Annotated in this window: 23 protein-coding genes; 14 read left to right on the top strand and 9 right to left on the bottom strand. The window is 75.2% G+C overall.

Annotated features, from left to right (window positions below; genetic code table 11):
• Positions 1 to 80 precede the first annotated feature (80 nt).
• The gene (locus tag IEY37_RS07075; protein WP_188940762.1) at positions 81 to 1,229 is read right to left on the bottom strand and encodes an Mrp/NBP35 family ATP-binding protein; all 1,149 of its coding nucleotides are present in this window, start codon (positions 1,227 to 1,229) and stop codon (positions 81 to 83) included.
• 295 nt (positions 1,230 to 1,524) lie between these two features.
• Between IEY37_RS07075 and IEY37_RS07070 the strand changes: the two genes are divergently transcribed.
• A complete protein-coding gene (locus IEY37_RS07070) occupies positions 1,525 to 2,040 on the top strand; it encodes a YflT domain-containing protein (RefSeq protein WP_188940761.1) in 516 nt (171 codons plus the stop codon).
• A gap of 123 nt (positions 2,041 to 2,163) precedes the next feature.
• Here the strand turns inward: IEY37_RS07070 and IEY37_RS07065 are convergent, their stop codons facing one another.
• A complete protein-coding gene (locus IEY37_RS07065) occupies positions 2,164 to 3,285 on the bottom strand; it encodes a magnesium and cobalt transport protein CorA (protein WP_229674041.1) in 1,122 nt (373 codons plus the stop codon).
• Positions 3,286 to 3,546: 261 nt separating this feature from the next.
• Between IEY37_RS07065 and IEY37_RS07060 the strand changes: the two genes are divergently transcribed.
• Positions 3,547 to 4,410 (top strand): PHP domain-containing protein, encoded by an 864-nt coding sequence (locus tag IEY37_RS07060; protein ID WP_188940885.1) that lies wholly within the window; start codon positions 3,547 to 3,549, stop codon positions 4,408 to 4,410.
• Positions 4,407 to 4,859 (top strand): hypothetical protein, encoded by a 453-nt coding sequence (locus IEY37_RS07055; protein WP_188940760.1) that lies wholly within the window; start codon positions 4,407 to 4,409, stop codon positions 4,857 to 4,859. The genes IEY37_RS07060 and IEY37_RS07055 overlap by 4 nt, the downstream gene beginning before the upstream one ends.
• Before the next feature lie 35 nt (positions 4,860 to 4,894).
• Here the strand turns inward: IEY37_RS07055 and IEY37_RS07050 are convergent, their stop codons facing one another.
• Positions 4,895 to 6,298 carry an Rv3212 family protein gene (locus IEY37_RS07050; protein WP_444543378.1) on the bottom strand — a complete coding sequence of 468 codons (1,404 nt, stop codon included), beginning with the start codon at positions 6,296 to 6,298 and terminating at the stop codon, positions 4,895 to 4,897.
• A gap of 91 nt (positions 6,299 to 6,389) precedes the next feature.
• On the bottom strand, positions 6,390 to 8,030 hold the full coding sequence (locus IEY37_RS07045) for a DEAD/DEAH box helicase (protein ID WP_373298269.1): 1,641 nt from the start codon (positions 8,028 to 8,030) through the stop codon (positions 6,390 to 6,392).
• A 545-nt stretch (positions 8,031 to 8,575) separates the two neighbouring features.
• On the opposite strand from IEY37_RS07045, the gene IEY37_RS07040 reads away from it, so the two are divergent.
• Positions 8,576 to 9,295, top strand: coding sequence for a ferritin-like fold-containing protein (locus IEY37_RS07040; protein WP_229674037.1), 720 nt, complete (start codon positions 8,576 to 8,578; stop codon positions 9,293 to 9,295).
• A gap of 31 nt (positions 9,296 to 9,326) precedes the next feature.
• Here the strand turns inward: IEY37_RS07040 and IEY37_RS07035 are convergent, their stop codons facing one another.
• Genes IEY37_RS07035 through IEY37_RS07025 form a run of 3 tightly spaced genes read right to left on the bottom strand, consistent with a single transcriptional unit; the run spans position 9,327 to position 12,909 of the window.
• Complete coding sequence (locus IEY37_RS07035) at positions 9,327 to 11,285, bottom strand: prolyl oligopeptidase family serine peptidase (RefSeq protein ID WP_188940758.1); 1,959 nt, start codon at positions 11,283 to 11,285, stop codon at positions 9,327 to 9,329.
• Positions 11,282 to 12,052: an MOSC domain-containing protein gene (locus tag IEY37_RS07030; protein ID WP_188940757.1), complete on the bottom strand. Its 771-nt coding sequence runs from the start codon at positions 12,050 to 12,052 to the stop codon at positions 11,282 to 11,284. The genes IEY37_RS07035 and IEY37_RS07030 overlap by 4 nt, the downstream gene beginning before the upstream one ends.
• 53 nt (positions 12,053 to 12,105) lie before the next feature.
• Entirely contained in the window at positions 12,106 to 12,909 is an 804-nt protein-coding gene (locus IEY37_RS07025) for an aspartyl protease family protein (RefSeq protein ID WP_188940756.1), read from the bottom strand.
• A gap of 7 nt (positions 12,910 to 12,916) precedes the next feature.
• Here IEY37_RS07025 and IEY37_RS07020 point away from each other — a divergent pair, with 7 nt between their 5' ends.
• From IEY37_RS07020 to IEY37_RS21975, 4 genes are all read left to right on the top strand, one after another.
• Positions 12,917 to 13,396, top strand: coding sequence for a hypothetical protein (locus IEY37_RS07020; RefSeq protein ID WP_188940755.1), 480 nt, complete (start codon positions 12,917 to 12,919; stop codon positions 13,394 to 13,396).
• 129 nt (positions 13,397 to 13,525) lie between these two features.
• Positions 13,526 to 14,299 carry a fructosamine kinase family protein gene (locus IEY37_RS07015; protein WP_188940754.1) on the top strand — a complete coding sequence of 258 codons (774 nt, stop codon included), beginning with the start codon at positions 13,526 to 13,528 and terminating at the stop codon, positions 14,297 to 14,299.
• 61 nt (positions 14,300 to 14,360) lie between these two features.
• Positions 14,361 to 15,470 (top strand): dual-specificity RNA methyltransferase RlmN, encoded by a 1,110-nt coding sequence (gene rlmN / locus IEY37_RS07010; RefSeq protein WP_188940753.1) that lies wholly within the window; start codon positions 14,361 to 14,363, stop codon positions 15,468 to 15,470.
• Between the two features lie 63 nt (positions 15,471 to 15,533).
• Complete coding sequence (locus tag IEY37_RS21975; RefSeq protein ID WP_229674035.1) at positions 15,534 to 15,815, top strand: hypothetical protein; 282 nt, start codon at positions 15,534 to 15,536, stop codon at positions 15,813 to 15,815.
• A 228-nt stretch (positions 15,816 to 16,043) separates the two neighbouring features.
• Here the strand turns inward: IEY37_RS21975 and IEY37_RS07000 are convergent, their stop codons facing one another.
• The gene (locus IEY37_RS07000) at positions 16,044 to 16,358 is read right to left on the bottom strand and encodes a DUF2631 domain-containing protein (protein WP_229674033.1); all 315 of its coding nucleotides are present in this window, start codon (positions 16,356 to 16,358) and stop codon (positions 16,044 to 16,046) included.
• Between the two features lie 108 nt (positions 16,359 to 16,466).
• Here IEY37_RS07000 and dxr point away from each other — a divergent pair, with 108 nt between their 5' ends.
• The 6 genes from dxr (at position 16,467) to IEY37_RS06970 (ending at position 23,144) form a co-directional block, all read left to right on the top strand.
• Positions 16,467 to 17,633, top strand: coding sequence for a 1-deoxy-D-xylulose-5-phosphate reductoisomerase (gene dxr, locus IEY37_RS06995; RefSeq protein WP_373298262.1), 1,167 nt, complete (start codon positions 16,467 to 16,469; stop codon positions 17,631 to 17,633).
• A gap of 87 nt (positions 17,634 to 17,720) precedes the next feature.
• Positions 17,721 to 19,025: a M50 family metallopeptidase gene (locus tag IEY37_RS06990; RefSeq protein WP_188940750.1), complete on the top strand. Its 1,305-nt coding sequence runs from the start codon at positions 17,721 to 17,723 to the stop codon at positions 19,023 to 19,025.
• Positions 19,026 to 19,324: 299 nt separating this feature from the next.
• Complete coding sequence (ispG, locus tag IEY37_RS06985) at positions 19,325 to 20,494, top strand: flavodoxin-dependent (E)-4-hydroxy-3-methylbut-2-enyl-diphosphate synthase (RefSeq protein WP_188940749.1); 1,170 nt, start codon at positions 19,325 to 19,327, stop codon at positions 20,492 to 20,494.
• 93 nt (positions 20,495 to 20,587) lie between these two features.
• Positions 20,588 to 21,421 carry a GNAT family N-acetyltransferase gene (locus tag IEY37_RS06980; RefSeq protein WP_373298261.1) on the top strand — a complete coding sequence of 278 codons (834 nt, stop codon included), beginning with the start codon at positions 20,588 to 20,590 and terminating at the stop codon, positions 21,419 to 21,421.
• Between the two features lie 239 nt (positions 21,422 to 21,660).
• A complete protein-coding gene (locus IEY37_RS06975) occupies positions 21,661 to 22,479 on the top strand; it encodes a CoA transferase subunit A (RefSeq protein ID WP_229674030.1) in 819 nt (272 codons plus the stop codon).
• A gap of 26 nt (positions 22,480 to 22,505) precedes the next feature.
• Positions 22,506 to 23,144 (top strand): 3-oxoacid CoA-transferase subunit B, encoded by a 639-nt coding sequence (locus IEY37_RS06970; protein WP_188940881.1) that lies wholly within the window; start codon positions 22,506 to 22,508, stop codon positions 23,142 to 23,144.
• Between the two features lie 153 nt (positions 23,145 to 23,297).
• On the opposite strand, the gene IEY37_RS06965 is transcribed toward IEY37_RS06970, so the two are convergent.
• On the bottom strand, positions 23,298 to 24,098 hold the full coding sequence (locus IEY37_RS06965) for a hypothetical protein (protein ID WP_188940746.1): 801 nt from the start codon (positions 24,096 to 24,098) through the stop codon (positions 23,298 to 23,300).
• Between the last annotated feature and the right edge of the window lie 147 nt (positions 24,099 to 24,245).

Here is a 24,245-nt window from a genome sequence, read left to right as displayed (position 1 = left end):
ACCCGGCCGCTGGGCACCTCCGCGGGCCGCGACCCGGTCACGCCGGGTGCCGGTCCTCGGCGCAGCGACGGACCCGCGGACTACCGGCGGGCCGGCGAGATCCCCAGCGACACCCCGGCCAGTGGACGCGTCCGGGCCGCCAGCCGGCCGGCCACCGAGGTCAGCACCTGCGCCGCCGGGGACGACGGTTCCGCCAGCACCAGCGGCGCACCGCCGTCGCCGGCCTCGCGCAGGGAGACCTGCAGCGGCACCTCGCCCAGCAGCGGCACGTCGGTCCCGAGGGTGCGGCCCAGCGACGCCGCCACCCGGGCGCCGCCACCGGAGCCGAACAGGTCCAGCCGGGTGCCGTCGGGCAGCGTCATCGGCGACATGTTCTCCACGACGCCCGCGATCCGTTGCCGGGTCTGCACGGCGATCGCCCCGGCGCGCTCGGCCACCTCGGCCGCCGCCTGCTGTGGCGTCGTCACCACCAGCAGCTCGGCGGACGGGATGAGCTGCGCCGTCGAGATAGCGATGTCGCCCGTGCCCGGCGGCAGGTCGAGCAGCAGGACGTCCAGGTCGCCCCAGAAGACGTCGGCGAGGAACTGCTGCAGCGCGCGGTGCAGCATCGGCCCGCGCCACACCACCGGCACGTTGCCGTCGACGAACATCCCGACGCTGATCACCTTCACGTCGTGCGCGATCGGCGGCAGGATCATGTCGCCCACCCGGGTGGGGCGGCCGGTCACCCCGAGCATGCGGGGCACGGAGAAGCCGTAGATGTCGGCGTCGATCAGGCCGACGGCGAGGCCCCGCGCGGCGAGCGCCGCGGCCAGGTTGACGGTCACCGTGGACTTGCCGACGCCGCCCTTGCCGGACGCGACGGCGTACACCCTGGTCCGCGACTCGGGCCGGGCGAAGGGGATCTCCCGGGTCGCGCCACCCTGCAACCGCTCCCGCAGTCCGGTTCGCTGCTCGTCCGTCATCACGCCGAGCTGCAGCTGCACCTCACGCACCCCGGGCACGCTGCGGGCAGCGGCGGTGACGTCGACGGAGAGCTTGTCGCGGAGCGGGCACGCGGCGATGGTGAGCAGCACGGTGACCTGTGCCACGCCGTCCACCACGGCGGCGTGCTCGACCATGCCGAGGTCGGTGATCGGCCGGCGGATCTCCGGGTCCTTGACCGTGGCCAGCGCGGCCAGCAACGCGGCGGTGCCGGTGTCGGCCTGGTCTGTCGTGGTGGCGCTCATGCGTCCTCTCGAGGTCCCGTGGGAGGCCGGACGGTGCGGATGGTCCACGCGGACCCTCGACCGCGGTCGACGCCCGCCCCTGCTGCCCGTTCCCAGCGCGCCCAGCCTACGTGCGGGAGCGGGTCGCCCGAGCGGGCGCACAGCACCGGTGGGCGGAGCCCGGCAGGACGCGCGCAGGGCGCCCGCGGCGTCGCCCGCATCCCCTCCACAGCCGTTCCACACGGCGGCGTGACACCATCGAAGGTGTCCCGAGCAGCGGCAACGCCTCGGGCCGACCGAGAGAGGTGACACCGAGATGACCACACCCCTGGGCTTCCGCTCGGCGGCCGGCGGACCGGCCATGCCGACGCCTCCGACCGGGTTCGCCGTGGCTGCCTACCCGACCTACGCGCAGGCGCAGGGAGCCGTGGAACACCTGGTCCGCAACGACTTCTCGATCCAGGACGTGACCATCGTCGGGTCGGACCTGCAGCTGGTGGAGCGGGTGACCGGCCGGCTGACCGCAGGCAAGCTCGCCGCCGCCGGGGCCGCCTCCGGCGCCTGGATGGGGCTGTTCGTGGGCCTGCTCATGGGCCTGTTCTCCGCCGGCGTGCAGGTCGGCGTGCTGCCGCTGATCCTGGTGTCGGTGGCGGTCGGTGCCGCTTTCGGCGCGGTGATGGGCTACCTGGGCTACTCGCTGGCCCGCGGCCGCCGCGACTTCACGTCGGCGTCCCAGGTGGTGGCCCGCCGCTACGACGTGCTGTGCCAGCCGCGCACCGCGGAGCAGGCGCGGAACCTGTTGAGCCGGATGGAGCTCGGCCGGACGCTGTGACCCGCCGGGCGACCGCCCGAGGTCCGGGCGGCACCGGCCGTGCCGCCGGGCCCGGTGACCCGCCGGCCGGCACGGCCGAGCGCACCTGCCCGGTGGGCTCGGGCCGTCCCGGTCCGGCGGAGGTCAGAGCCAGCCGCGCCGGCGCAGCAGCACGTACAGCAGCGTGCAGATGAGCGCGATCCCGACCAGCGCCATCGGGTAGCCGAATCGCCAGGTCAGCTCCGGCATGTGCTCGAAGTTCATGCCGTAGATGCCGGCGATGGCGGTCGGCACCAGCGCGATCGCGGCCCAGGCCGAGATCTTGCGCATGTCCTCGTTCTGCCGCGTCGAGATCTCCGCCAGCGCCGCCGACACCAGCGTGGTCAGCATCTCGTCGAACGAGGCGATGCGTTCGGCCACCGTCGACAGGTGGTCCTCGACGTCCCGCATGTACTCGCGGACCTCGTCGGGCACCAGGGGACTGGGGGCGCCGGAGAGCAGCTTCAGCGGTGCGGCGAGTGGGGCGACGGCCCTCTTGAGGCCGAGGATCTCCCGCTTGAGCAGGTAGATGTCCTCGGTGTCGACCACGTCCTTGCCGCCCTTGGGCGAGAAGACCGCGGTCTCCATCTCGTCGATGTCCTCCTCGACCTCGCTGACCACGCTGAGGTACTCGTCGACGACCCGGTCGGCGATGGCGTGCATGACGGCCGCCGGACCCAGCGCGAGGTGTTCCGGCTCGTGCTCCATGACCTGGCGCAGCCCGGCCAGGCCGGAGTGCTCCCCGTGCCGGACGGTCACCAGGAAGTCCCGGCCGACGAACAGCATGATCTCGCCGGTGGAGACGATGTGCGCCGTGCCGTGACCGGCGTGGTCGACGAACTTGACCGTCTTGAGCACCAGGAAGAAGTACGCCCCGTACCGCTCCAGCTTGGGCCGCTGGTACGCCTGCGCGGCGTCCTCGACGGCCAGCGGGTGCAGCCCGAAGGTCTCCGCCACCAGCGACATCTCTGCCTCGGTGGGCTCGTGGAAGCCCACCCAGACGAAGCCCCGCCCGGCATCCCGCACCGTGTCCAGGGCGGCCCGGGGGTCGGTGCAGCCGGGCTGGCGGTCACCGTCGACGTACGCGGCGCAGTTGACCATCGAGGTCGGCGGGGTGGCGGCGCCGACCGGGCGCGTGGCCCCGTCCGAATGGTCGGGTCGGGGTCGGCCGTGGACGGCCTCCGCGAGCTTGCGTCCATTGGTCCGGAAGGTGGGCAGCACGGGCACGGCGACCTCCTCGACGTCTCCGGGCCACGGAACTCCGCCACCCGTCTCCGGTGCAGGCGCCACCCGCCGGAGCCGTCCGGCGGCCCCGGCCGGGGACGGCGGGGGACCGGCGGCCGACGTCGTGGCCGGCGCAAACAGCTCGACGTTACTCCCGGGTGGCGACCGGTGACCGCACACCGGGTGACCGGCCGGTGAACCCCTGGCGCCGACCCGGCGGTCCGCGCACCGTCCGCCGAGCCCGACCGGGCAGGATGGGCGGTGATGCGCATCGACCTGCACGCCCACTCCACCGCGTCGGACGGCACGGACAGCCCCGCCGAGCTGGTGGCCGCGGCCGCCGCGGCGGGGTTGGACGTCCTCGGGGTGACCGACCACGACACCACCGGCGGCTGGGCGGAGGCGGAGCAGACGCGGCCGCCGGGCTTGACGGTGATCCGCGGCGCCGAGTTCTCGACGTCGCTGCCCTGGGGCGAGCACCGGATCAGCGTCCACCTGCTGGGCTACCTGTTCGACCCGCTGGACCCCGCCATCTCCGCCGAGCAGGACCGGCTGCGCGAGGAGCGGCTGCAGCGCGGGATGGGCATCGTCGAGCGGATGACGGCCGACGGCATCCCGATCAGCCAGGAGCAGGTGCTCGACATCGCCGGCGACGCCCCTGTCGGGCGGCCGCACATCGGCCGTGCCCTGGTGCAGTCCGGGGTGCTGCGCTCGGTCGACGAGGCGTTCGCGTCACTGCTGTCCAGCCGCGGTCCCTACTACCTGCCCAAGCGGGACACCGACCTGGTGGACGCCGTCGCGATGATCGCGGCGGCCGGCGGGGTGAGCGTGATCGCGCACCCGCGCGGCCGGGGCGAGTCCAGGGTGCTCACCGCCGAGCGGATCGCCGGGCTGGCGGAGTCCGGGCTGCGCGGTCTCGAGGTCGACCATCCCGACCACGACGCGGCGCAACGGGCCGAGCTGGCGGAGCTGGCCGACCGGCACGGCCTCATCCGGACCGGCTCGTCGGACTACCACGGCCACAACAAGAAGCTGCGGCTCGGCCAGGAGACCACCGACCCCGAGCAGCTGGAGCGGGTGATCGCCGCCGCCCGGGACACCACCGCGCCGCTGGGACCCGTCGGGTGAGCGACCCGGACACCCTCCCGCTGCCGCTCGGGGACCGGGCGGACCCCTCGCCGGTCGTCGCCGCGGGACCCGGGCCGGGCGACCCGCCGGCCGGTGTGCCGACCAGCACGACGGTCCCGGGTCGGATCCGGGCGGGCGGGCGTCCCGGTCCGGTCCGGACGGCGGCCGCCGTCCGGACGCTGGCCGGTGTGCTGTCCGCCGGGTCGGTCGTCGTCGGGCTGGTCCTGGTCCTGTCGCCGTGGTGGGCGCCGCTGGTCCTGGCGGGCAGCGGGCTCGACCGGGCGGCCGGAGCCGCTCCCGGTCGGTCGGTCCCGCAGTTGGTCGCCGGGCTGCTCGGGGAGGCGGTGCGGCTGCTGTCCCGACGGTGGCGGCCCGCGGCGCGACTGGCGGCGGCGTCCGGCGTGGTGGTGCTGTGCCTCGCGGCACTGGCCTGGGGCTGGTGGCGCTGACGGCGCCGGAGGGCTGACCGGAGGGCCGGCCGCGCTCAGCGCAGGGCGACCACCGTCGGGCCGCGGGTCTCGACCACCAGAGCGCCCACCGCGGCGGCGTCCGTCCGTCCGGTCCAGCCGCCGCGGTTAACGGCGACGACCCGGCCGCCGGCCGCGCCCAGCGCTGACGGGCCCCCGGCCAGGTCGGCCACCTGCAGCCCGTCCCGCACCGGGATGAGCACGTCGTCGCCCACGACGGCGGGCAGTCCCAGCGCCGAACCGCCGACCCAGGCGACGCGCACGCTGCGCAGGGTCACGTCGGCCGCGGGCGCGCCCGAGGTCGGCAGCACGCCGCTGGACGCCGTCGCGGACGTCGGGGTGGTCAGCGCGGTCGACGGCGCCGGCCCCTGCACCGACTCGAAGGTGACCGCCACCAGGTGGCTGCCCACCAGCGAGATGCGCCCGCTCGGGGTCTGCACCGCGGGCAGCGGCCGGCCCTGGGCGGCCGCTGCGGTGATCTCGGCGGCCGGCACCTCGACCGCGGTGCGGGACACGGCCGTGCCCGCGGCGTCGTACACCACCACGGCCGGGGACGGCGCGGAGACCAGGACGGCCACCCGGTCCGGCGTCACGCCGACGATCACCGCGGCGGGGGACCGGGTGTCGACGTCCATCCGCGCGGTGTGCTTGAACTGGTCCCAGTCCTTGGGCTTCTGCGCGCCGGGGTCGTCGAAGTTCAGGACCACGCGCGCGGTGGCACCCTGCGCGGCGCAGTGCTCGACGGTGGCGAACTGCGTCTCGGCCAGCGCCAGGTCGGTGAACGTGCAGCCCAGGTGCGAGCTGCTGGGGTTGGTCGGGTTGGGTTGGACGCCGTACTGGATGGTGCGGACCAGGTCGTTGCGCCACACCTCGACGAGCGTGGGGGAGAGCCATCCGGCGTACGGGCCGCCGAACACCAGCGACCCGCCGAGCGGCAGCGGTGAGGTCCGCACCTTGGACCGCGACCCGGTGACCGGGTCCAGCGTCATCAGCTGGGAGCAGAAACCGTTCTCGGCGTAGACGGTGGCGATGCCGCGCACCCCGCTGCCCTGGTCGACGGGCTGGTCGTCGGTGTCCCCGGAGCCGACGGCGCACAGGTCGCGGTTGCTGCGGGTGTAGGACCACCGCACCGCGCCGGTCACGGCGTCGTGCGCGGTGACGGCGTGCCGGTCGGTGGTGACGACCACGCCGGACGGCGACGCCACCGCCCCGAGCGACGGGTCGGTGGCGGCCGTCCAGGCCTGCCGCAGCGTCGTGGGAGCGACGGACGCGGCGGACGGCGGCGGCACCTGCGGGCCGGTGGCGTCCGTCGTCGCCCGGTTGTCGCTGGTGAGGTACACCACCACGCCGACGGCGGCGACCACGACGGCGATGGCGGCGGCCAGCAACCGGTCCGTGGTGCGCCGGCGGCGGGCGGTCATCGTCACCGCGCGAGCCTACGCAACGCGCGGGTGAGCTCCGGGTGACGACACCGGCGCAGCCGGCACACCCCCGGGCCGCGGGAGGGTTGGGTCAGAGCGCCGTCGCGTCGCCCTCGGCCGGCGCGGTGGCGGAGACCTGCGAGCCCCCGCCGCGGGTGCGCCGGCGCGCGCGGCGGCGTCGCGGGGCAGCGGCGTCGGACGGTCCGGTGGCCTCCGGGCCGGCGATGGCGGCCGGCGCGGCGGTCCGGTCGGTGGTCGCCTCGGTGGCCGTCTCGGTGGCGCGGCCCGGCCCGTCCGACCGCTGCCGGCGGCGGGTGCGCCCGGCGCCCTCCGGACGCCCGTCGCGGTGACCGGCGTCGCCGTTGCCGGTGCGGGACGGCCCGGAACGCTCGCGGGCCGGCCGGTTCCGCTTGCCGGTCTCGCCCAGGTCCTCCACCGTCTCGGCGTCCAGCCCGGCGCGGGTCCGCTCGGCACGCGGCAACCGCCCGGTCACCCCGGCCGGGATGTCCAGGTCGGTGAACAGGTGCGCCGACGAGGAGTAGGTCTCCGCCGGGTCGGCGAAGTCAAGCCCCAGGGCGTCGTTGATCATCTTCCAGCGCGGGACGTCGTCCCAGTCCACCAGCGTGACGGCGATCCCGGTGCGACCGGCCCTGCCGGTCCGGCCGATGCGGTGGACGTAGATCTTCTCGTCCTCCGGGCACTGGAAGTTGACCACGTGGGTGACGCCCTCGACGTCGATGCCGCGCGCCGCGACATCCGTGGCGACCAGCACGTCGACCTTGCCGGAGCGGAAGGCCCGCAGCGCCTGCTCGCGGGCACCCTGGCCCAGGTCGCCGTGGACGGCGGCGGCCGCGAAGCCGCGCTCGACCAGCTCGTCGGCCACCTTCTGCGCGGTGCGCTTGGTCCGGGTGAACACCATGGTCAGTCCGCGGCCGCGGGCCTGCAGCAGCCGGGACAGCAGCTCGACCTTGTCCAGCGCGTGCGCCCGGTACACGAACTGCGTGGTGGTGCGGTGGGTGGCGCCCTCGGCCGGCATCTCGGCGCGGATGTGCACCGGCTGGTTCATGAAGGTGCGGGCCAGGGTCAGGATCGGGCCGGGCATCGTGGCGGAGAACAGCATCGTCTGCTTGACGGCCGGCACCATGGCCAGCACCTTCTCCATGTCCGGCAGGAAGCCCAGGTCCAGCATCTCGTCGGCCTCGTCCAGCACCAGCACCTTGACGCCGCCCAGCTGCAGGTGCCCCTGGTTGGCCAGGTCGAGCAGCCGGCCCGGGGTGCCGACGACCACGTCGACGCCGTCGTGCAGCGCCTTGATCTGCGGCTCGTACGCCCGGCCGCCGTACACCGAGGTGACGACCGGGCCCAGGTAACGGGCCGCGCCGGTGAGGTCCCGGGCGACCTGCACGCACAGCTCGCGGGTGGGCACCATGACCAGGGCCCGCGGGGCGCGCCCGGCAGCCAGGGCGCCGGCGTCGTCGCGGCCACCCGTGTCCTGGGCCAGCCGCTGCAGCAGCGGGACGCCGAACCCGAGGGTCTTGCCCATGCCGGTGCGGGCCTGGCCGATGAGGTCGGAGCCGACCAGCGCGATCGGCAGGGTCAGGGCCTGGATGGCGAAGGTCCGCTCGATGCCGGCGTCCTGCAGCGACTGCACGATCCGCGGGTCGACCTGCAGGTCGGCGAAGGTGGGCGCCTGCGGTTCGACCGGCGCGTCGCCGGTGAGCGGGTGGGACACCGCGTCCTCGTCCAGCGGACGGTCGGCCGCGTGCTCGAGGCCTTCGGGGTCCAGGTCGGCGGTGTCGGGGTCGTCTGCTGTGTCGACGGCCGTGTCGGTGACGGTGTCGTCGGTGGTGTCGACAGCGGTGTCGGGGTCGGTGACGCCGGGGACCTCGGTCAGGTCCTGGTCGTCGCGGAGGGTGTGGTCGGAAACGGTCACGCGTCGTGCCTCTCTCAGCGTCGCACGCGTGACCTCTCCGGAAGCGACGGGAACCGCCCTGGACGATGCGCCTGACCACCTGCGAGAGCAGGGATGTCGGCGGCCGACGGGCTACGCGCGCACAGTGCCGCTGGCGCCACCGTGGCGCCGCGAGATCCATCCTACCTGCCCGAACGCCGCAGGTGACGGATCACCACGCAGCGCACCGGTGGGCCGCGCGGCACCGCGGTGTCGCACCCGGCCGGGTTAGGCTCCCTCGGTCCAGGACGCCGCCCCCGCACGAGGGGCGGTGCGCCGGCCCAGGGCCGGGCAGGGACGCGCGGCACGACGATCGGAGAGCACTGGTGCACCCCACCGACGTCGCCGGCACGGGGCCGGTCGCCGAGGGTCCGCAGGCGCCCGGCGTCGCGGACCGGGACGCCGGGCCGGTGCCGCCGGGCACGTCGCTGCTGCTCGGCGTGCTGGCCTACGGCGAGCTGTCCGCCTTCGACCGGATGGCCGCCGACGCGCGCTACGCGCCCACGCTGTCCGGTCGCATGGCGCTGTCGCAGATGGCCGCGGCCGAGATGGGGCACTTCCGCCGGCTGGCGGCGCAGCTGGCCTCGCTGGGCGTGCCGGTCGAGGAGGCGATGGCCCCGTTCGTCGCTCCGCTGGAGGCGTGGCACGACTCGACGGCACCGCACTCCTGGCTGGAGTCGCTGGTCAAGGCCTACGTCGGCGACGGGCTGGCCGCGGACTTCTACCGGGAGATCGCCGAGTGGCTCGACCCGGCGACCCGCGACCTGGTCTTCGAGGTGCTGTCCGACACCGGCCACTCCGCGTTCGCCGTCCGCGAGGTGCGGCGGGCCTGCGCCGCCGATCCGCGGCTCACCGGGCCGCTGGCGCTGTGGGGCCGCCGGCTCCTCGGCGAGGCCATCACCCAGGCGCAGTACGTCGTCGCAGAGCACGACGAGCTGGCCGATCTCATCATCAAGGGGTCGGGCGACCTGGCCGGTATCGGCGCGCTGTTCCGCCGGCTGCAGATGGGCCACACCGAGCGGATGAAGTCGCTGGGCCTGGCCTGAGGCGCGGCGGCGCTCGCGGCGGCCGCCCGGCTCAGGACAGCTCGAGGCGGGGGACGCCCGGCGTCCCGAACCCGAGCACCTGACCGTAGAAGGACAGCTCGGACTCCAGCGCGGTGATCCGCGCCGCGGCGGCGCGGAATCCGTGGCTCTCCTCGGGGAACACCACCAGCGCGTGCGGCACGCCGTTGGCGCGGCAGGCCTGCGCGAAGGCCTCCGCCTGGTCGGGCGTCACGACCGGGTCGCGTCCGCCCTGCAGGAGCAGCACCGGGGTGGTCAGGCGGTCGGCGTGGGTGAGCGGGCTGCGTGCGCGCCACAGCTCGCGGTCCGGGCCGAGCAGCCCGTCCAGGTAGCGGCTCTCGAAGTCGTGGGTGTCCGCGCCGAGCGCCACCAGGTCCGCGACGCCGTACTCGGAGGCGCCACCGGCGAAGGGGTTCCCGGGCGTGGTGAGCGCGCCCAGCACCGTGAGCCCGCCGGCCGAGCCGCCGACGATCACCGCGGCGCCGGCGGTGCCGTCGGCGACCAGCTCCCGCGCGACGGTCATCGCGTCCTCGATGTCGGCCTCCGCCCACCGGCCGCGCAACGCGTCCCGGTAGCCGCGCCCGTAGCCCGTGGACCCGCGGTAGTCGACGGCGGCGACCGCGAACCCGCGGCTGGTGAAGTAGGCCGTCGCCGCGGACAGGGTGCGCGGGTGGGCGGCGGTGGGACCGCCGTGCACGGTCACCACCAGCGGCGCGGTGCCGGCTGCGGCGATGTGCTCGGGGTGCGTCGGCGGGTAGACGACGGCGTGCACCCCACCCACGTCCCTGGCCGACGGCCTGGGGAGGAAGCCGGCGGGCAGGTCGCCGTCCGAGGCGCGGCGGAGCACCGTCCGGGTGCCGTCCGGGTCCAGCCGGACCACCGCGGTGCCCTCGGTGTCGCCGCCGACGACGAGCGCGATCCGGCCGGACGGCGAGGTCGCCAGGTCGCCGGTCCACGTCCACCGGTCCAGCGGGGTGACCGTGCCGTCGAAGGTGTCCAGCACCGCCGGTCGGTCCCCGGGCCGGACCAGCAGCCGGCCGCCCGGCAGCGGTGCCCAGGCGTGCCGGCCGAGCACCCACAGCGGCGCCGCGAAGTCGGCCGGAAGCTCGGTCAGCAGCCGGCGGCCGCCACCGGCCGGGTCCACCACGACAGGACGCCACCAGCCGCTGTCGTCGGAGACCACCACCAGGGAGCCGTCCGACACCCACCCGGGGTGCACGGCGGACACGCCGGGGCCGCCGGCGACGGTCCGGGCACGACCGAGGGCTCCGCCGCGGTCGACCGGCGCCCACCACGCCGTGGTGCTGTCCCAGGGCATGTCCGGGTGGTCCCACGTGATGAAGGCGACGGCGTCGCCGCCGGCGGACAGCGACAAGCAGGCCACGAAGTCGCTGCGCGGGCCCGACGGCAGCAGGTCCACGACAGCGGCCGGGTCCTGCGCGGCGGAACCGTCCAGCGGTACGGCGACGACCGTGCGGCGCACGGTGCCGTGCGTGCCGTCGCCGTCGTGCTCCTCCCGCACCGCGAGCAGCCGGTCGCGCCGCACGTCCGCTACCAGCTCGGCGTACCGCAGCCCGGACGGCCGGGACGGCTCCGGGGTCAACGGTTCCGGTCGTCCGCCGGGCGAGACCCGGTACAGGCGCTGGTCGGTCCACTCGGCGAACACGAGATCGGTGCCGTTAGCAGCGCCGCCGCCGGCACGCGGCACCGGGATCCACGAGGTCCCGCCGTACTCGTGCACCCGGGTCCTGGCGTTCCAGTCGGCCGGCAGCAGGTCCTCGACGTCGCCGGGCGCTGCACCGCCGGCGCGGCAGACGACCACGCGCCCGTTCTCGGTGGGACGGCCCTCGGACCACCAGACCTCGTCGCCGGCCCAGGCGACGGCCTCGAGACCGCGCCCGGCGGCCACGGCGGCGTGCGCGTCGATCGGCGACGGCCAGGACCCCGGGACGGGGCCGTCGGCGGCCGTCACCGCTCGTCCCCGACGGCCACGCCCGCGTCCCGCCCGGTGGCACGGTCGGCGCCGGCATCGGTGTCCCCGGCGCCGGCATCCTCGGGGCCGGGATCCTCGGGATCGGCGGCGTCCGCATCCATGGCGACCGGGACCCGGCGCCGCACCAGGTCGCGGACCTCGGCGGACAGCTGGGTGGCCGGACCCAGCAGCGGCAGCAGCTGCGGCGCGGTCGTCAGCGCGCGGAACGCCGTCCGCACCGTCACGCCGTGGTCCGGTCGCAGCACCACCCGGATCGGGTCGCCGGCCCGGACCGGCCCCGGCCGGAGCACCCGCAGGTAGGTGCCCGGCGCGGCGCGCTCGGTGAACCGGCGGACCCAGCGCCGCTCCGCCAGGAAGTCGGCGAACGTCCGGCAGGGGATCCGCGGGTCCGACACCTCCAGCAGCAGGTCGTCGCCGACCTGCCACTGCTCGCCCACGACGGTCGCGGACACGTCGACGCCCGCGGTCGTCAGGTTCTCGCCGAACGACCCGGAGGCCAGCGGACGGCCCAGGTCGGCCGACCAGTCGTCGAGGTCCTCGCGGGCGTAGACGTACACCGCCTGGTCGTCGCCGCCGTGATGGCGCAGGTCCCACACGTCGTCACCGGCCAGCCCGCTGCCGCCGTGGCCGCGTGGACCCGGGGCGGCCACCGCCACCGGGCCGTCGACCGGTCGCTTGTCGATGCCGGAGCGGACGGGGCCGACGGTGCGCACCCGACCGACGTTGACCGAGAGGACCGTCGACATGGCCCCGACCGTAGCGGCCCGGGTCCGGCCGTCGGGCACGGCCGCCCGGCGGGTCAGGAGCCCAGGACGACCCGGTCCCGGACGAAGTCGAAGGTGACCGTCCCGTACCGCGCCAGCACCGGCGCCCCGAGCAGGCCCTGGATCCGGCCGCGGGTGGCGTCGCTGACCTTGCTGGGGGAGCTGCCGGCCAGCGAGGCCGGGAGGTCCACCCCGCCGATCCGGACCTGGTCGAGCGTCACCGGTTGCTGCAGGACCGAGCACGAGATCGACCCGACCTTGACCGGCGGACCGACCGTGCGCAGACCGGCCGCGGCCGCGAACTCGGCGCTGATCTGGCTGATCGACGCGCCGGTGTCGACGACCAGCCCGGCCGGCCGGCCGTGCACGGTGGCCCGGGCCAGCACCAGCACGCTGCCGCCCTGCACCTGCGTGTCGAGGGGGAAGGAGCTCCGCCCGGCCGGCACGGGCACGCCCAGTCCCATCCGGCCCGCCCGGAAGTCCAGCCGCAGGGTGCCGTACAGGTAGAACAGGTCCGCCCCGAGCAGCCCGCCGACCGGCACACCGCCGACGCGCTGGTCACCCAGGTCGGTCGGCTGCGCCGGCAGGACGGACGCCGGCAGCCGCTGCCCGCCGATCGACCAGTCGTCCACCTTGACCGGCTGCGGCGCCGTGGAGCACCCGACGGTGGTGCCCTTCGTGGGCGTGCCGACCTTCGCCAGCCCCAGGCTGGTGGCCACGCCCGCGTCGAGCACCGTCGTCGTCGCCCCGGTGTCGACCAGGAACGCCCACCGGCGCCCGTGGATCGTGACCACGGCGAACGCCTTCACGCCGGCCTTGACGGTGTCGACGACGGTCACCGGCACCGTGACCGGCCGGAGGCCGACCCTGGCGAACGCCCCGGGCGTCGGGGTGGGGACCGGTGCGGAGGTTCCGGAGCCGGACGCCGACCGGGTCGGCGCAGAGGTCGATACCGAGGTCGATGCAGAAGCCGGCGCAGAGGTCGACACGGTGCCCGAGGTCGCGGTGCCCGATGCCGTACCGGCGGCCGTGGACGCCGGCGTCCCGGAGGTCGCCGTGGTCGGCGACGCGCTGCCGGTGGCGCGGCCGGAGCTCGTGCCGGTCGCCGGTCCGGACGACCCGGCGCCGGACGTCGCTGCGGACGGCGCAGCCGGGGACGACACCGCCGACGACACCGCCGACGATGCCGCCGGGGCCGGGGCCGGGCCCGAGCTGCACGCCACCACCGTGGCGGCGACCGCCGCCGCCACGGCCACGGCCCAGGACCTGCGCATCGTTCCTCCTCGAGCCGCGCCGCGGACCGGTCCGCCGGCGCCGGCACGGTGATCACAACCCACCGGTCGGCGCCGCGCCAGGGCGCCGGCCGGCGGATCACCCCGGGGACGGTGCGGGTCACCCGGGCCGGTGAGGGCGGGGCGCCCCGGTGGCCGCGCCGAGCAGTGGTAGGTGTGTGCGGTGGGCGAGCGGGACGACGACTGGACCAAGCACCGGGCCGGTGCCCCGGCAGGCTTCTTCGCGGCCGAGGCCGCCGGCCTGCGCTGGCTGGGCGAGGCGCGGGCGCGGGGTGGTGCCGCCGTCGCGCGCGTCTTCTGGTTCGACGACGAGAACATCCGGCTGGAACGCGTGCGGACGGCGGCGCCCAGCACAGCGGCCGCGGCGGGTCTGGGCACGGCGCTGGCCGCGACGCACGCGACCGGGGCGGCGGCGTTCGGAGTCGGCCCCGACGACGGTCCCGGCGTCGCCTTCATCGGCCGGCAGAGCCTGCCTCTGGGCCGGTACCCCGCCTGGGGCGCGTTCTACGGCGAGCTCCGGCTCGCGCCCTACGCCAGGGCCGCCGTCGACGTCGGGCACCTGTCCGCGGACGGGGCGCGGCTGGTCGACCGGGTGGTGGAACGGCTCGGCACCGGCGAGTGGGACGACGGGCGGCCCCCCGCACGGATCCACGGCGACCTGTGGGGCGGCAACGTCCTCTACACCGGGGACAGCGCCGTCCTGATCGACCCGGCGGCGCACGGCGGGCACGGCGAGACCGACCTGGCCATGCTCGCCCTGTTCGGCCTTCCCGGACTCTCCCGGGTGCAGGCGGCGTACGCCGAGGCGGCCGGGCTGGATGCCGGCTGGCGTTCCCGCGTCGGCCTGCACCAGCTGCACCCTCTGCTGGTGCACGCCGTCTCGCACGGACCCGAGTACGGCCGGGAGGCCGAGCGGATCGCCCGCCGCTACGCCTGACCGCCGGGCCGGCCCGTGCAGCCCGGGCGCCCGCCGCCGACCGTGGGACAATCGAGACATCATGACCACGCTCCCGCTGACCTTCCGCGCCCCGCGCCGCACCGCACCGCCGACCCACCTGGCCGATCTCGACGAGGCCGGGCGTCGGGACGCCGTCGTGGCGGCCGGCGCGCCGCGGTACCGGGCGGACCAGCTGGCCCGCCACTACTTCGGCGACCTGAACCGGGACGCCGCGGCCATGACCGACCTGCCGGCGGCGCAGCGCGAGACCCTGGTGGCCGCGCTGCTGCCCGAGCTGCTCACCGAGGTCCGGTCCGTCTCGTGCGACGACGGCGACACCCGCAAGACGCTGTGGCGGGCGCACGACAGGACGCTGATCGAGTCGGTGCTCATGCGCTACCCGGACCGGGTCACACTGTGCGTGTCGTCCCAGGCCGGCTGCGGGATGGCGTGCCCGTTCTGCGCCACCGGCCAGGGCGGGCTGCAGCGCAACCTGTCCACCGCGGAGATCGTCGAGCAGGTGCGGCTGGCGGCCCGGGCCGCCCGGGACGGCGCGCTCGGCGGGCCGGCCCGGCTGTCCAACGTCGTCTTCATGGGCATGGGCGAGCCGCTGGCCAACTACCGCAGGGTGCTGGACGCCGTGCGGCTGATCACCGCGCCGGCGCCGCGCGGGCTCGGCATCTCGGCGCGCTCGGTGACGGTGTCCACCGTCGGGCTGGTCCCGGCCATCGCCAAGCTGACCGCGGAGCGGCTGCCCGTGCGGCTCGCGGTGTCCCTGCACGCACCGGACGACGAGCTGCGCGACACCCTGGTGCCGGTGAACCAGCGGTGGAAGGTGGCCGAGGTGCTCGACGCCGCCGCCGGCTACGCCGAGGCCACCGGTCGGCGGGTGTCCGTCGAGTACGCCCTGATCCGCGACGTGAACGACCAGGGCTGGCGCGCGGACCTGCTGGGCCGGATCCTGCACGAGCGGCTCGGTCCGCTGGTGCACGTGAACCTGATCCCGCTCAACCCGACCCCGGGCAGCCGGTGGGACGCCTCGCCCGCCCCGGTGCAGGACGAGTTCGTGCGCCGGGTGCGCGCCGCCGGCGTCACCTGCACCGTCCGGGACACCCGCGGCGACGAGATCGCCGCGGCCTGCGGCCAGCTGGCGGCCGCGTCCCGGAGCTGACGGGCCCCGGCGCTGATCACGCTGACGGACCAGTGTGCCGCGCACATTCACCCGTTTGCCTGCGTGAGCGCTCCGTACTTCACCCGTCACCTCTGCGTGAAGGACGGTCAGGGCGCCGAGCAGGGGCCCGGACCGTCGTCGTGGTCCGAGAGGCGGCTTCCCATGGTCAGCAACACCCCACTGCCGGTCAGCGATCTCCTCGCCGAGGCACTCCGGTTCCGGGACCAGGTGTTCCGCCGCGCCGGCGTGCAGCCCCGGCCGGGGGTCGAGGCCGGACTGGTGGCCAAGGCCATCCGTGAGGGCGGACCGCTGGTCGGCCTGGTGCGCACGCCCGCCGCCGGCTGATCCCGCGGGACGTGGCCGGTCTCCGAGCCGGCAACGCGTCGAAGTCCCGTCCCCCCGAGGCCCGGTCGACGGCATCTGCCGCGGGAAGCGCATCGCGGACGGCACACGACCAGCGCCGACCGGCATCGCCTGCACCGGCGTCCGCGTCACGCGGTCGGCGCGAACCCCTGCGCCGTTCGCTCGTACGGCGCCACCACCGGTGTCGACGTCATGCCCGCGGCGGAAGCGTCAGGGACGCCGGCGCCGGGCCCGGGCCCGCTCCCGGTAGCCGTAGGCCATCCAGACGGCCAGCGCGGCGGCGATGCCCGCCAGCCACCAGTCCTCGACGTGCGACTGGTGGTTGCCGATGATCATCAACAGCAACCCGACCACGCCGACGGCCAGCAGGATGAACCGGCCCCGCGGAGCGAAGTCGCTCCAGTGGCCGTGCCAGCCCCATTCCTCGCTGGGCGCGTCCGGGTTGTAGAGGACCGGCTCCGCGTGCGCGACCGGCACCACGTCGCCGTGTCCCGACGGGTCCTTCTCCAGCGAGGTGCCGGCCACCGTGTCCTCCTCCGTGCTGCCGCGGCGCGGACGCTGCGGCCGTTCGCGGGTGTGTGGCCATTGTGGCACCCGGCCTGCGGCCGGTGCAGCAGCCACCCGATGCGGACAATGACCGGCGTGGTCAACGACGCGGGTGGACCCCGCCGGGTCATCGTGCTGGGCAGCACCGGGTCGATCGGCACCCAGGCACTGGAGGTCGTCGCCGCCAACCCCGGCCGTTTCGAGGTGGTGGGGCTGGCCGCGGGCGGCGGCCGTGCGGACCTGCTGGCGGCGCAGGCGGCGGCCCACCCCGCGGCCCGGCTGGCGGTCGCCGCCGGACCGGACCCGGGCCGCCCGGCCCTGCGCGGCCCGGACGCCGCCGCCGACCTGGTCCGTGAGGTGCCGGCGGACGTCGTCCTCAACGGCATCACCGGGTCCGTCGGGCTGGCCGCGACGCTGGCCGCCCTGCAGGCGGGCCGCACCCTGGCGCTGGCCAACAAGGAGTCACTCGTCGCCGGCGGATCGCTGGTCACCCGGGCGGCCGCACCCGGGCAGATCGTGCCGGTGGACTCCGAGCACTCGGCGCTCGCGCAGTGCCTGCTCGCCGGCCGGCCGGAGGAGGTGGCCTCGCTGGTGCTGACCGCCTCCGGCGGCCCGTTCCGTGGCCGCTCGGCGGCGGATCTGGCGCAGGTCACCGTGGAGCAGGCCCTGGCCCACCCGACGTGGGCGATGGGGCCGGTGGTCACCGTCAACTCCGCCACCTTGGTGAACAAGGGGCTGGAGCTCATCGAGGCGCACCTGCTGTTCGGGGTGCCGTACGACCGCATCGAGACCGTGGTGCACCGGCAGTCGGTGATCCACTCGATGGTGACCTTCCGCGACGGCGCGACGATCGCGCAGGCGTCGCCGCCGGACATGAAGCTGCCGATCGCGCTGGCCCTGCACTGGCCGGAGCGGCTGCCCGTGGTGTCCCAGGCCTGCGACTTCGGTGCGGCCACCGCGTGGACGTTCGAGCCGGTCGACCACGTCACCTTCCCGGCCCTGGGACTGGCCCGGGCCGCGGGCACGGCCGGCGGGCTGGTGCCGGCGGCCTACAACGCCGCCAACGAGGAGGCGGTGGCGGCGTTCCTCGCCGGATCCCTCCGGTTTTCCGACATCCCCGCCATCCTGGCGGGCATCCTGGAGCATGCGGACCCGCTGCGCACCGAACCCGGCGCGCTGGCGGACGTCCTGGAGGCGGAGTCGTGGGCCAGGGCCCGGGCCGGCGAGCTGATCGCCGCCCGCGCCGGGCGCTGACCGGCCGGCAGGACGGCGCCGCACGCACCGACGGCCGTCCGCGGCCCGCACCGACCGCCGCTCGCGGCACGAAAGGCTCGCCCCTCCATGTGGACCGCCATCGGCGTCATCCTGTTCGCCATCGGCCTGCTGGTGTCCATCGCCTGGCACGAGGCCGGCCACCTGGCGTTCGCCAAGCTGTTCGGCGTCCGGGTCACCCAGTACATGGTCGGCTTCGGCCGCACCCTGTGGTCCCGCCGCCGCGGCGAGACCGAGTACGGCATCAAGGCCGTCCCGCTCGGCGGCTACATCCGGATGGTCGGCATGGTGCCGCCGCGCCGGGACGGGCGACCGGGCATCACCACCACCGCCTTCGGCCCGATGGGCATGATCCGCCAGCTCATCGAGGACTCCCGGCGCAGCGACCGGTCCCAGGTGGTCGCCACCGACGACGGCCGGCAGTTCTACCAGCTGCACCCGGCCAAGCGGATCGTGATCATGCTCGCCGGCCCGGTGCAGAACCTCCTGTTCGCGGTGGTCCTGTTCGGCGTCATCGCGCTGGGCATCGGCATCCCCACCGCGGTGCCGACGGTCGCCACGGTCAGCCAGTGCGTCCTCCCGGCGACGTCGACGGCCACCGGCTGCGCCGCCACCGACCCCGAGACGCCGGCCGCCCGGGCCGGGCTGCGGCCCGGCGACCGGATCGTCGCCTTCGACGGCCGGGAGATCACCACCTGGGACCAGATGCGCACGCTGATCCGCGCCGACGCCGGCCGCACCGTGTCGCTGACCTACGAGCGTGCGGGCCGCCGCACCACGGTGCAGGTGCCGATCGTGGCCAACACCCTCGGCGTGTACGACGACTCGGGCGCGCTGACCGGGACGACGACCGGCGGCTTCCTCGGCGTGACCGCGGCCCAGGAGTACCAGCGGCAGACGGTGGGCGCGGCGTTCGCGATGACCGGGCAGTTCATCGGCCGGGCCGCGCACGCCGTGATCAGCATCCCGGCCCGGATCCCGGCGCTCTGGGACTCGATCTTCTCCGGCGCCAAGCGCGGCGCCGACTCGCCGGTCGGCATCGTCGGTGCGGGTCGGATCAGCGGCGAGATCCTGGCCCTGGACACCACGGCCCGGGACAAGCTGCTGCTGTTCCTGAACCTGCTCGCCGGCTTCAACATGAGCCTGTTCCTGCTCAACCTCCTGCCGCTGCTGCCGCTGGACGGCGGCCACATCCTGGGCGCCGCCATCGAGTGGGTGCGCCGGGGCTGGGCCAGGGTGCGGCGCCGGGCGGTGCCGGCCCCGTTCGACGTGGCCAAGCTGATGCCGGTCGCCTACGTCGTGGCGCTGCTGTTCATCGGCCTGTCGCTGCTGACGCTGGTCGCCGACATCGTCAACCCGGTGACGATCTCCTGACCGGAACGCCGTGCCGCCGGCGGCCGGCGGCAGCGGCGACCAGGGCGACCAGGGCGACCGGGGCGGGCGGGGCGACCAGGGCGGCCGGTGCGGTCCGCCGGCCGGACGCGGGCCGGAGCGGCGCGCATTGATCATGGACGCGCGGGTGACGCGGGCCGCACCGTTCCCGTCCCGCACAGGGTGGACACTGGTGCAGGGCCCCGCGGCTGCGGTCGGCCCGGTCGTCGAGCAAGGAGTGCAGGTCCGATGCGTCACCACGCGCCGTCGCCGTTCCGGTCCGAGCCGGCTGGGTGCACGCGATGACGGGCATCGGACTGGGCATGCCGAGCCTGCCGGCCGACCGGGTGACGCCGGTCCTGGCGCCCCGGCGGCCCACCCGGCAGCTCATGGTCGGGTCCGTGGGCGTGGGCAGTGACCATCCGGTGTCGGTGCAGTCGATGTGCACCACCAAGACCGCCGACGTCAACGCGACCCTGCAGCAGATCGCCGAGCTCACCGCGTCTGGGTGCCAGATCGTCCGGGTCGCCGTGCCGGACACGGACGACGCCGAGGCGTTGCCGGCCATCGCCCGCAAGTCGCAGATCCCGGTGATCGCCGACATCCACTTCCAGCCGCGGTACGTCTTCGCCGCGATCGACGCCGGGTGCGCCGCGGTGCGGGTCAACCCGGGCAACATCCGCAAGTTCGACGACCAGGTCGGCGAGATCGCCCGGCGGGCGTCGGCCGCCGGCATCCCGATCCGCATCGGCGTCAACGCCGGGTCGCTGGACAAGCGGCTGCTGGCCAAGTACGGCAAGGCCACCCCCGAGGCGCTGGTCGAGTCGGCCCTGTGGGAGTGCTCGCTGTTCGAGGAGCACGACTTCCGGGACATCAAGATCTCCGTCAAGCACAACGACCCGGTCGTCATGGTCCGGGCCTACGAGCTGCTGGCCGAGCAGTGCGACTACCCCCTGCACCTCGGCGTGACCGAGGCCGGACCGGCGTTCCAGGGCACCATCAAGTCGGCCGTGGCCTTTGGTGCGCTGCTCAGCAAGGGCATCGGCGACACCATCCGGGTCTCGCTGTCCGCGCCGCCGGTCGAGGAGGTCAAGGTCGGGCTGCAGATCCTGGAGTCGCTGAACCTGCGGCCGCGCGGCCTGGAGATCGTCTCGTGCCCGTCCTGCGGCCGGGCCCAGGTCGACGTCTACAAGCTGGCCGACCAGGTGACCGCCGGGCTCGAGGGGCTGGACGTGCCGCTGCGCGTCGCCGTCATGGGCTGCGTCGTCAACGGTCCGGGGGAGGCCCGCGAGGCCGATCTAGGCGTGGCGTCCGGCAACGGCAAGGGCCAGATCTTCGTCAAGGGCGAGGTGATCCGGACGGTGCCCGAGTCGCAGATCGTCGAGACGCTGATCGACGAGGCGATGAAGCTCGCCGACGCCCTCCGTGACGCCGGGACGCCGAGCGGCGCACCGTCGGTCTCGCTGGTCTGATCGCCGGCGACGGGTGAGCGCGGTGGAGGCGGTCGGCAGCCGCGGGAGGCCCGCGTCCAGGGCCCGTGCGGCCGCCGCGACGGGCGGCGTGCCGTGCTGACGATGGGCGCCGTCAAGGTGCTGGGCCGGTCGCAGGCTCCGCTCGTCGCCCGGGTGCTGGAGAACTCCCCGGTGGCCAGCTGCCTGATCGCCTCGCGCTTCGAGCAGGTCGGGATGGACCGGGCGGCGCTGGGTGGCCAGTTCCTGGGCGTCGGCGGCGGCCGGGACGGGCTGTGTTTCGACGGGCCCAACCTGTTCCCGCTGGCCGGTGACGCGCACGCGCAGCGGCTGTTCGCCCAGGCCACCGGACGCCGGGACCGCCGCTGCGCGTCGATCATCGGGCTGGCCGAGCACGTGCTGCCGCTGTGGGAATACCTCGAGCCGCGCTGGGGCGGCGCCCGCGACGTCCGCCCCGACCAGCCCTTGATGGCGCTGCTCGATCCGGTCGCCGTGCCGCCCGACCCGGCCGTCCGGGCCGTGCAGGTGTCCGAGCTGGACTGCTACTACCCGGCCGCCGTCGCGATGTTCACCGAGGAGGTCGGCGTCGACCCCCGGGGCGCGGACGGCGGCGCCGCCTACCGGTCCCGGCTGGCCGGGCTGCTGCAGGCCGGCCGCGCCTTCGCGCGGTTCGACGGCGGCGAGGTCGTCGTCAAGGCCGAGATCGGGGCGCTGTCCCAGCGGGTCGCGCTGATCCAGGGCGTCTGGGTGCACCCGGCGTTCCGCGGGCGGGGTCTGGCCGCGCCCGCCGTCGCGGCGGTCGCCCGGCACATCGTCTCGATCGGCCGGATCCCGAGCCTGTACGTCAACAGCTACAACGCCCCGGCGCGGGCCGCCTATCGGCGGGTGGGCTTCCGGCAGGTCGGCACGTTCGCCTCGGTGCTGTTCTGACCGGTGCTCGGACGTTCGAGCCGTCCCTGCGCCGTGCCGAGCCGCCTCCCCCCGGCCGTCCCCGCGCCGTTCCCGCGCCGTCCCGCGTGGTCCGGCGCCTTTCGTGTCGCCGGGTCGGTGCCGGCCCTGCCGTGGCGCGTCCCGTGCGCCGGGTCCGGGGTTCGGTCAGGATGGCCCGACGGACCCACCGGACGCCGCCGGGCCACGGCGGCCGACGGACCGACGACGGAGGGGTGGGCGTGGACAAGACCTGTCCGGGCGCGGCCGAGGCGGTCGCCGACATCCCCAGCGGGGCGTCCCTGGCCGTGGGTGGCTTCGGGTTGTGTGGCATCCCGGCCGTGCTGATCCGGGCGCTGCTGGCGAGCGGCGCGGACGACCTCACCGTGGTGTCGAACAACGCCGGCATCGACGACGTCGGGCTCGGCGTGCTGCTGCGGGCCCACCGGCTGCGGCGGATCGTCGCGTCCTACGTGGGGGAGAACAAGGAGTTCGAGCGCCAGTACCTGTCCGGTGAGCTGGAGGTGGAGCTCACGCCGCAGGGCACCCTCGCCGAACGGCTGCGGGCGGGCGGGTCCGGGATACCGGCGTTCTGGACGCGGGCCGGCGCCGGCACGCTCGTCGCCGAGGGCGGCATCCCGTGGCGGTACGCGGCCGACGGGAGCGTGCTCGTCACCTCGCCGGCAAAGCAGCAGCAGCGCTTCGACGTGCTCGGCGAGCCGGCCGACTACGTGCTGGAGTACGGGATCGTCACGGACTTCGCCCTGGTCCGCGCGGCGGTGGGGGACCGGCACGGCAACCTGGTGTTCCATGCCTCGGCGCGCAACTTCAACCCGGTGGCGGCGATGGCCGGCCGGGTGACCATCGCGGAGGTCGAGACCCTGGTGGAGCCGGGCGAGATCGACCCGGACGCGGTCCACCTGCCCGGCGTGTTCGTGCACCGCGTGGTGGAGCTGTCGCCGGACGAGGCCCGGGACAAGCGGATCGAGAAGCTGACCACCCGGGGCGCCGCGGCGGATGCCGGTCCGGCGGTCCCGGCGGAGCCCGGAGCTGCCCGGTGACCGGCGGGCGGCTGACCCGGGCCCAGATGGCGGCCAGGGCCGCGGACGAGCTGGCGGACGGCAGCTACGTCAACCTGGGCATCGGCCTGCCGACGCTGATCCCGAATCACCTGCGGCCGGGTGTCACCGTCGTGCTGCACTCCGAGAACGGCCTGCTGGGCGTCGGGCCGTACCCGGCTCCGGGCGACGAGGACCCCGACCTCATCAACGCGGGCAAGGAGACGGTGACCACCCTGCCGGGCACGTCGTTCTTCGACTCGAGCACCAGCTTCGCGATGATCCGCGGCGGCAAGATCGACGTCGCGGTGCTGGGCGCCATGCAGGTCAGCGAGACCGGCGACATCGCGAACTGGATCATCCCCGGCAAGATGGTCAGGGGCATGGGCGGGGCGATGGACCTGGTGCACGGCGCCCGCCGGGTGCTGGTGCTCATGGAGCACACCGCCAGGGACGGCTCGCCCAAGATCCTGCGCCGGTGCAGCCTGCCGCTCACCGGTGCCGGCGTCGTCCACCGGATCATCACGGACCTGGCCGTGCTCGACGTGACCCCGGCCGGGCTGGTGCTGCGGGAACACGCACCGGAGGTCGACGTCGCGGACATCCGGGCGGCGACCGAGCCGCCGCTGGCCGTGGCCGACGACGTCCGGCCGATCGCCGTGCGCTGACGCCGTTGCGGTCGCACCCCGGATCCGTCGGCGGCTCGCCACGGCCCGCGGGTCCTGCCGGCCGCACCCGGAACCGGGGACGGCGCGGTGGACCGCCGGTGGCGCCGCACTGCCGCCGGCGGGCGACGGTGCGGCACCCCGCGGTGGTGGGGGTCAGCTGCCGCTGAGGCCCTTGCAGGCCGGCACGGACTTGACGACGGCGCGAAGCTCGTCGCTGTCCATGCTCTTGAGCGCGGTGTTGTTCTGCGCCGCGGCCTCGATGTCCTTGGCGATCGTGGTGGCGACCTTGTCGATCTCGGCGACATCCGTCTGCCGGGCGATCTCGGTGGCCGCGCGGTCGGCCGAGGCCGAGACGTCCTGCAGGAAGGCGGTGAACGCCGTCTTCATGGTCTCGCCGTTGGTCAGGCCGGGCGCCGGCGCGGTGTCCGACGCGTTGACCGCGGCGTCGGCCGACGCGCCCAGGTCCCGGTAGTACTTGACCCAGGCCGCGCGATAGGTGGCCAGCGGCGTCTTCGCCGAGTCGTTGTTCGGCACTGCGAGCAGCGCGGCCAGCAAGGGCTTGACGTTCGTGCAGGCCATCGTCACCCAGTCCACGGTGTCCGGGTCGGCGGCGGTCGAGGTGGCGGCCGTCGTCGAGGAGGCGGTGGACGTGTCGCCGGACGAGCTCGAGGTGTCCGTGGACTCCGTGGTCGACGACCCGGTGGACTCCGTGGACTCGGTGGACCCGGTGGAGGACTCCGACGAGGTGGACTCGGAGGACGACGGGGTGGACTCGGACGACGTGCCGGCGTCGGCCGTGCTGACCACGGTGGTCGTCACGACGGCGGTGCTGACGACCACGGAGGCCGCCGGCTGGGCCACCGGGTCGACGGAGCCCGAGCACGCGGTGGTCACCAGCGCGGCGCCGAGCGCGAGCGACACGGACAGCGAGCGGACGGTACGGGGGGAGATCACGGGGGAGCCTTCCTGGGCCGGGACGGGGAGCGGCCGCGGCCGTCCGGCCGCGTGTGCACCTTCGACGTCGTCGAACCCCGGACGGCTCCCACGGAGATGCAGAGTTTCCGTGGGTGTCCGCGGCTTCCCACCGCCCGCCGGGACGGG

The organism is Nakamurella endophytica, from assembly GCF_014646215.1.
Taxonomy (GTDB): domain Bacteria; phylum Actinomycetota; class Actinomycetes; order Mycobacteriales; family Nakamurellaceae; genus Nakamurella; species Nakamurella endophytica.
Note: the sequence above shows the minus strand (reverse complement) of the source record. Positions and strands in the feature narration are given on the sequence as shown.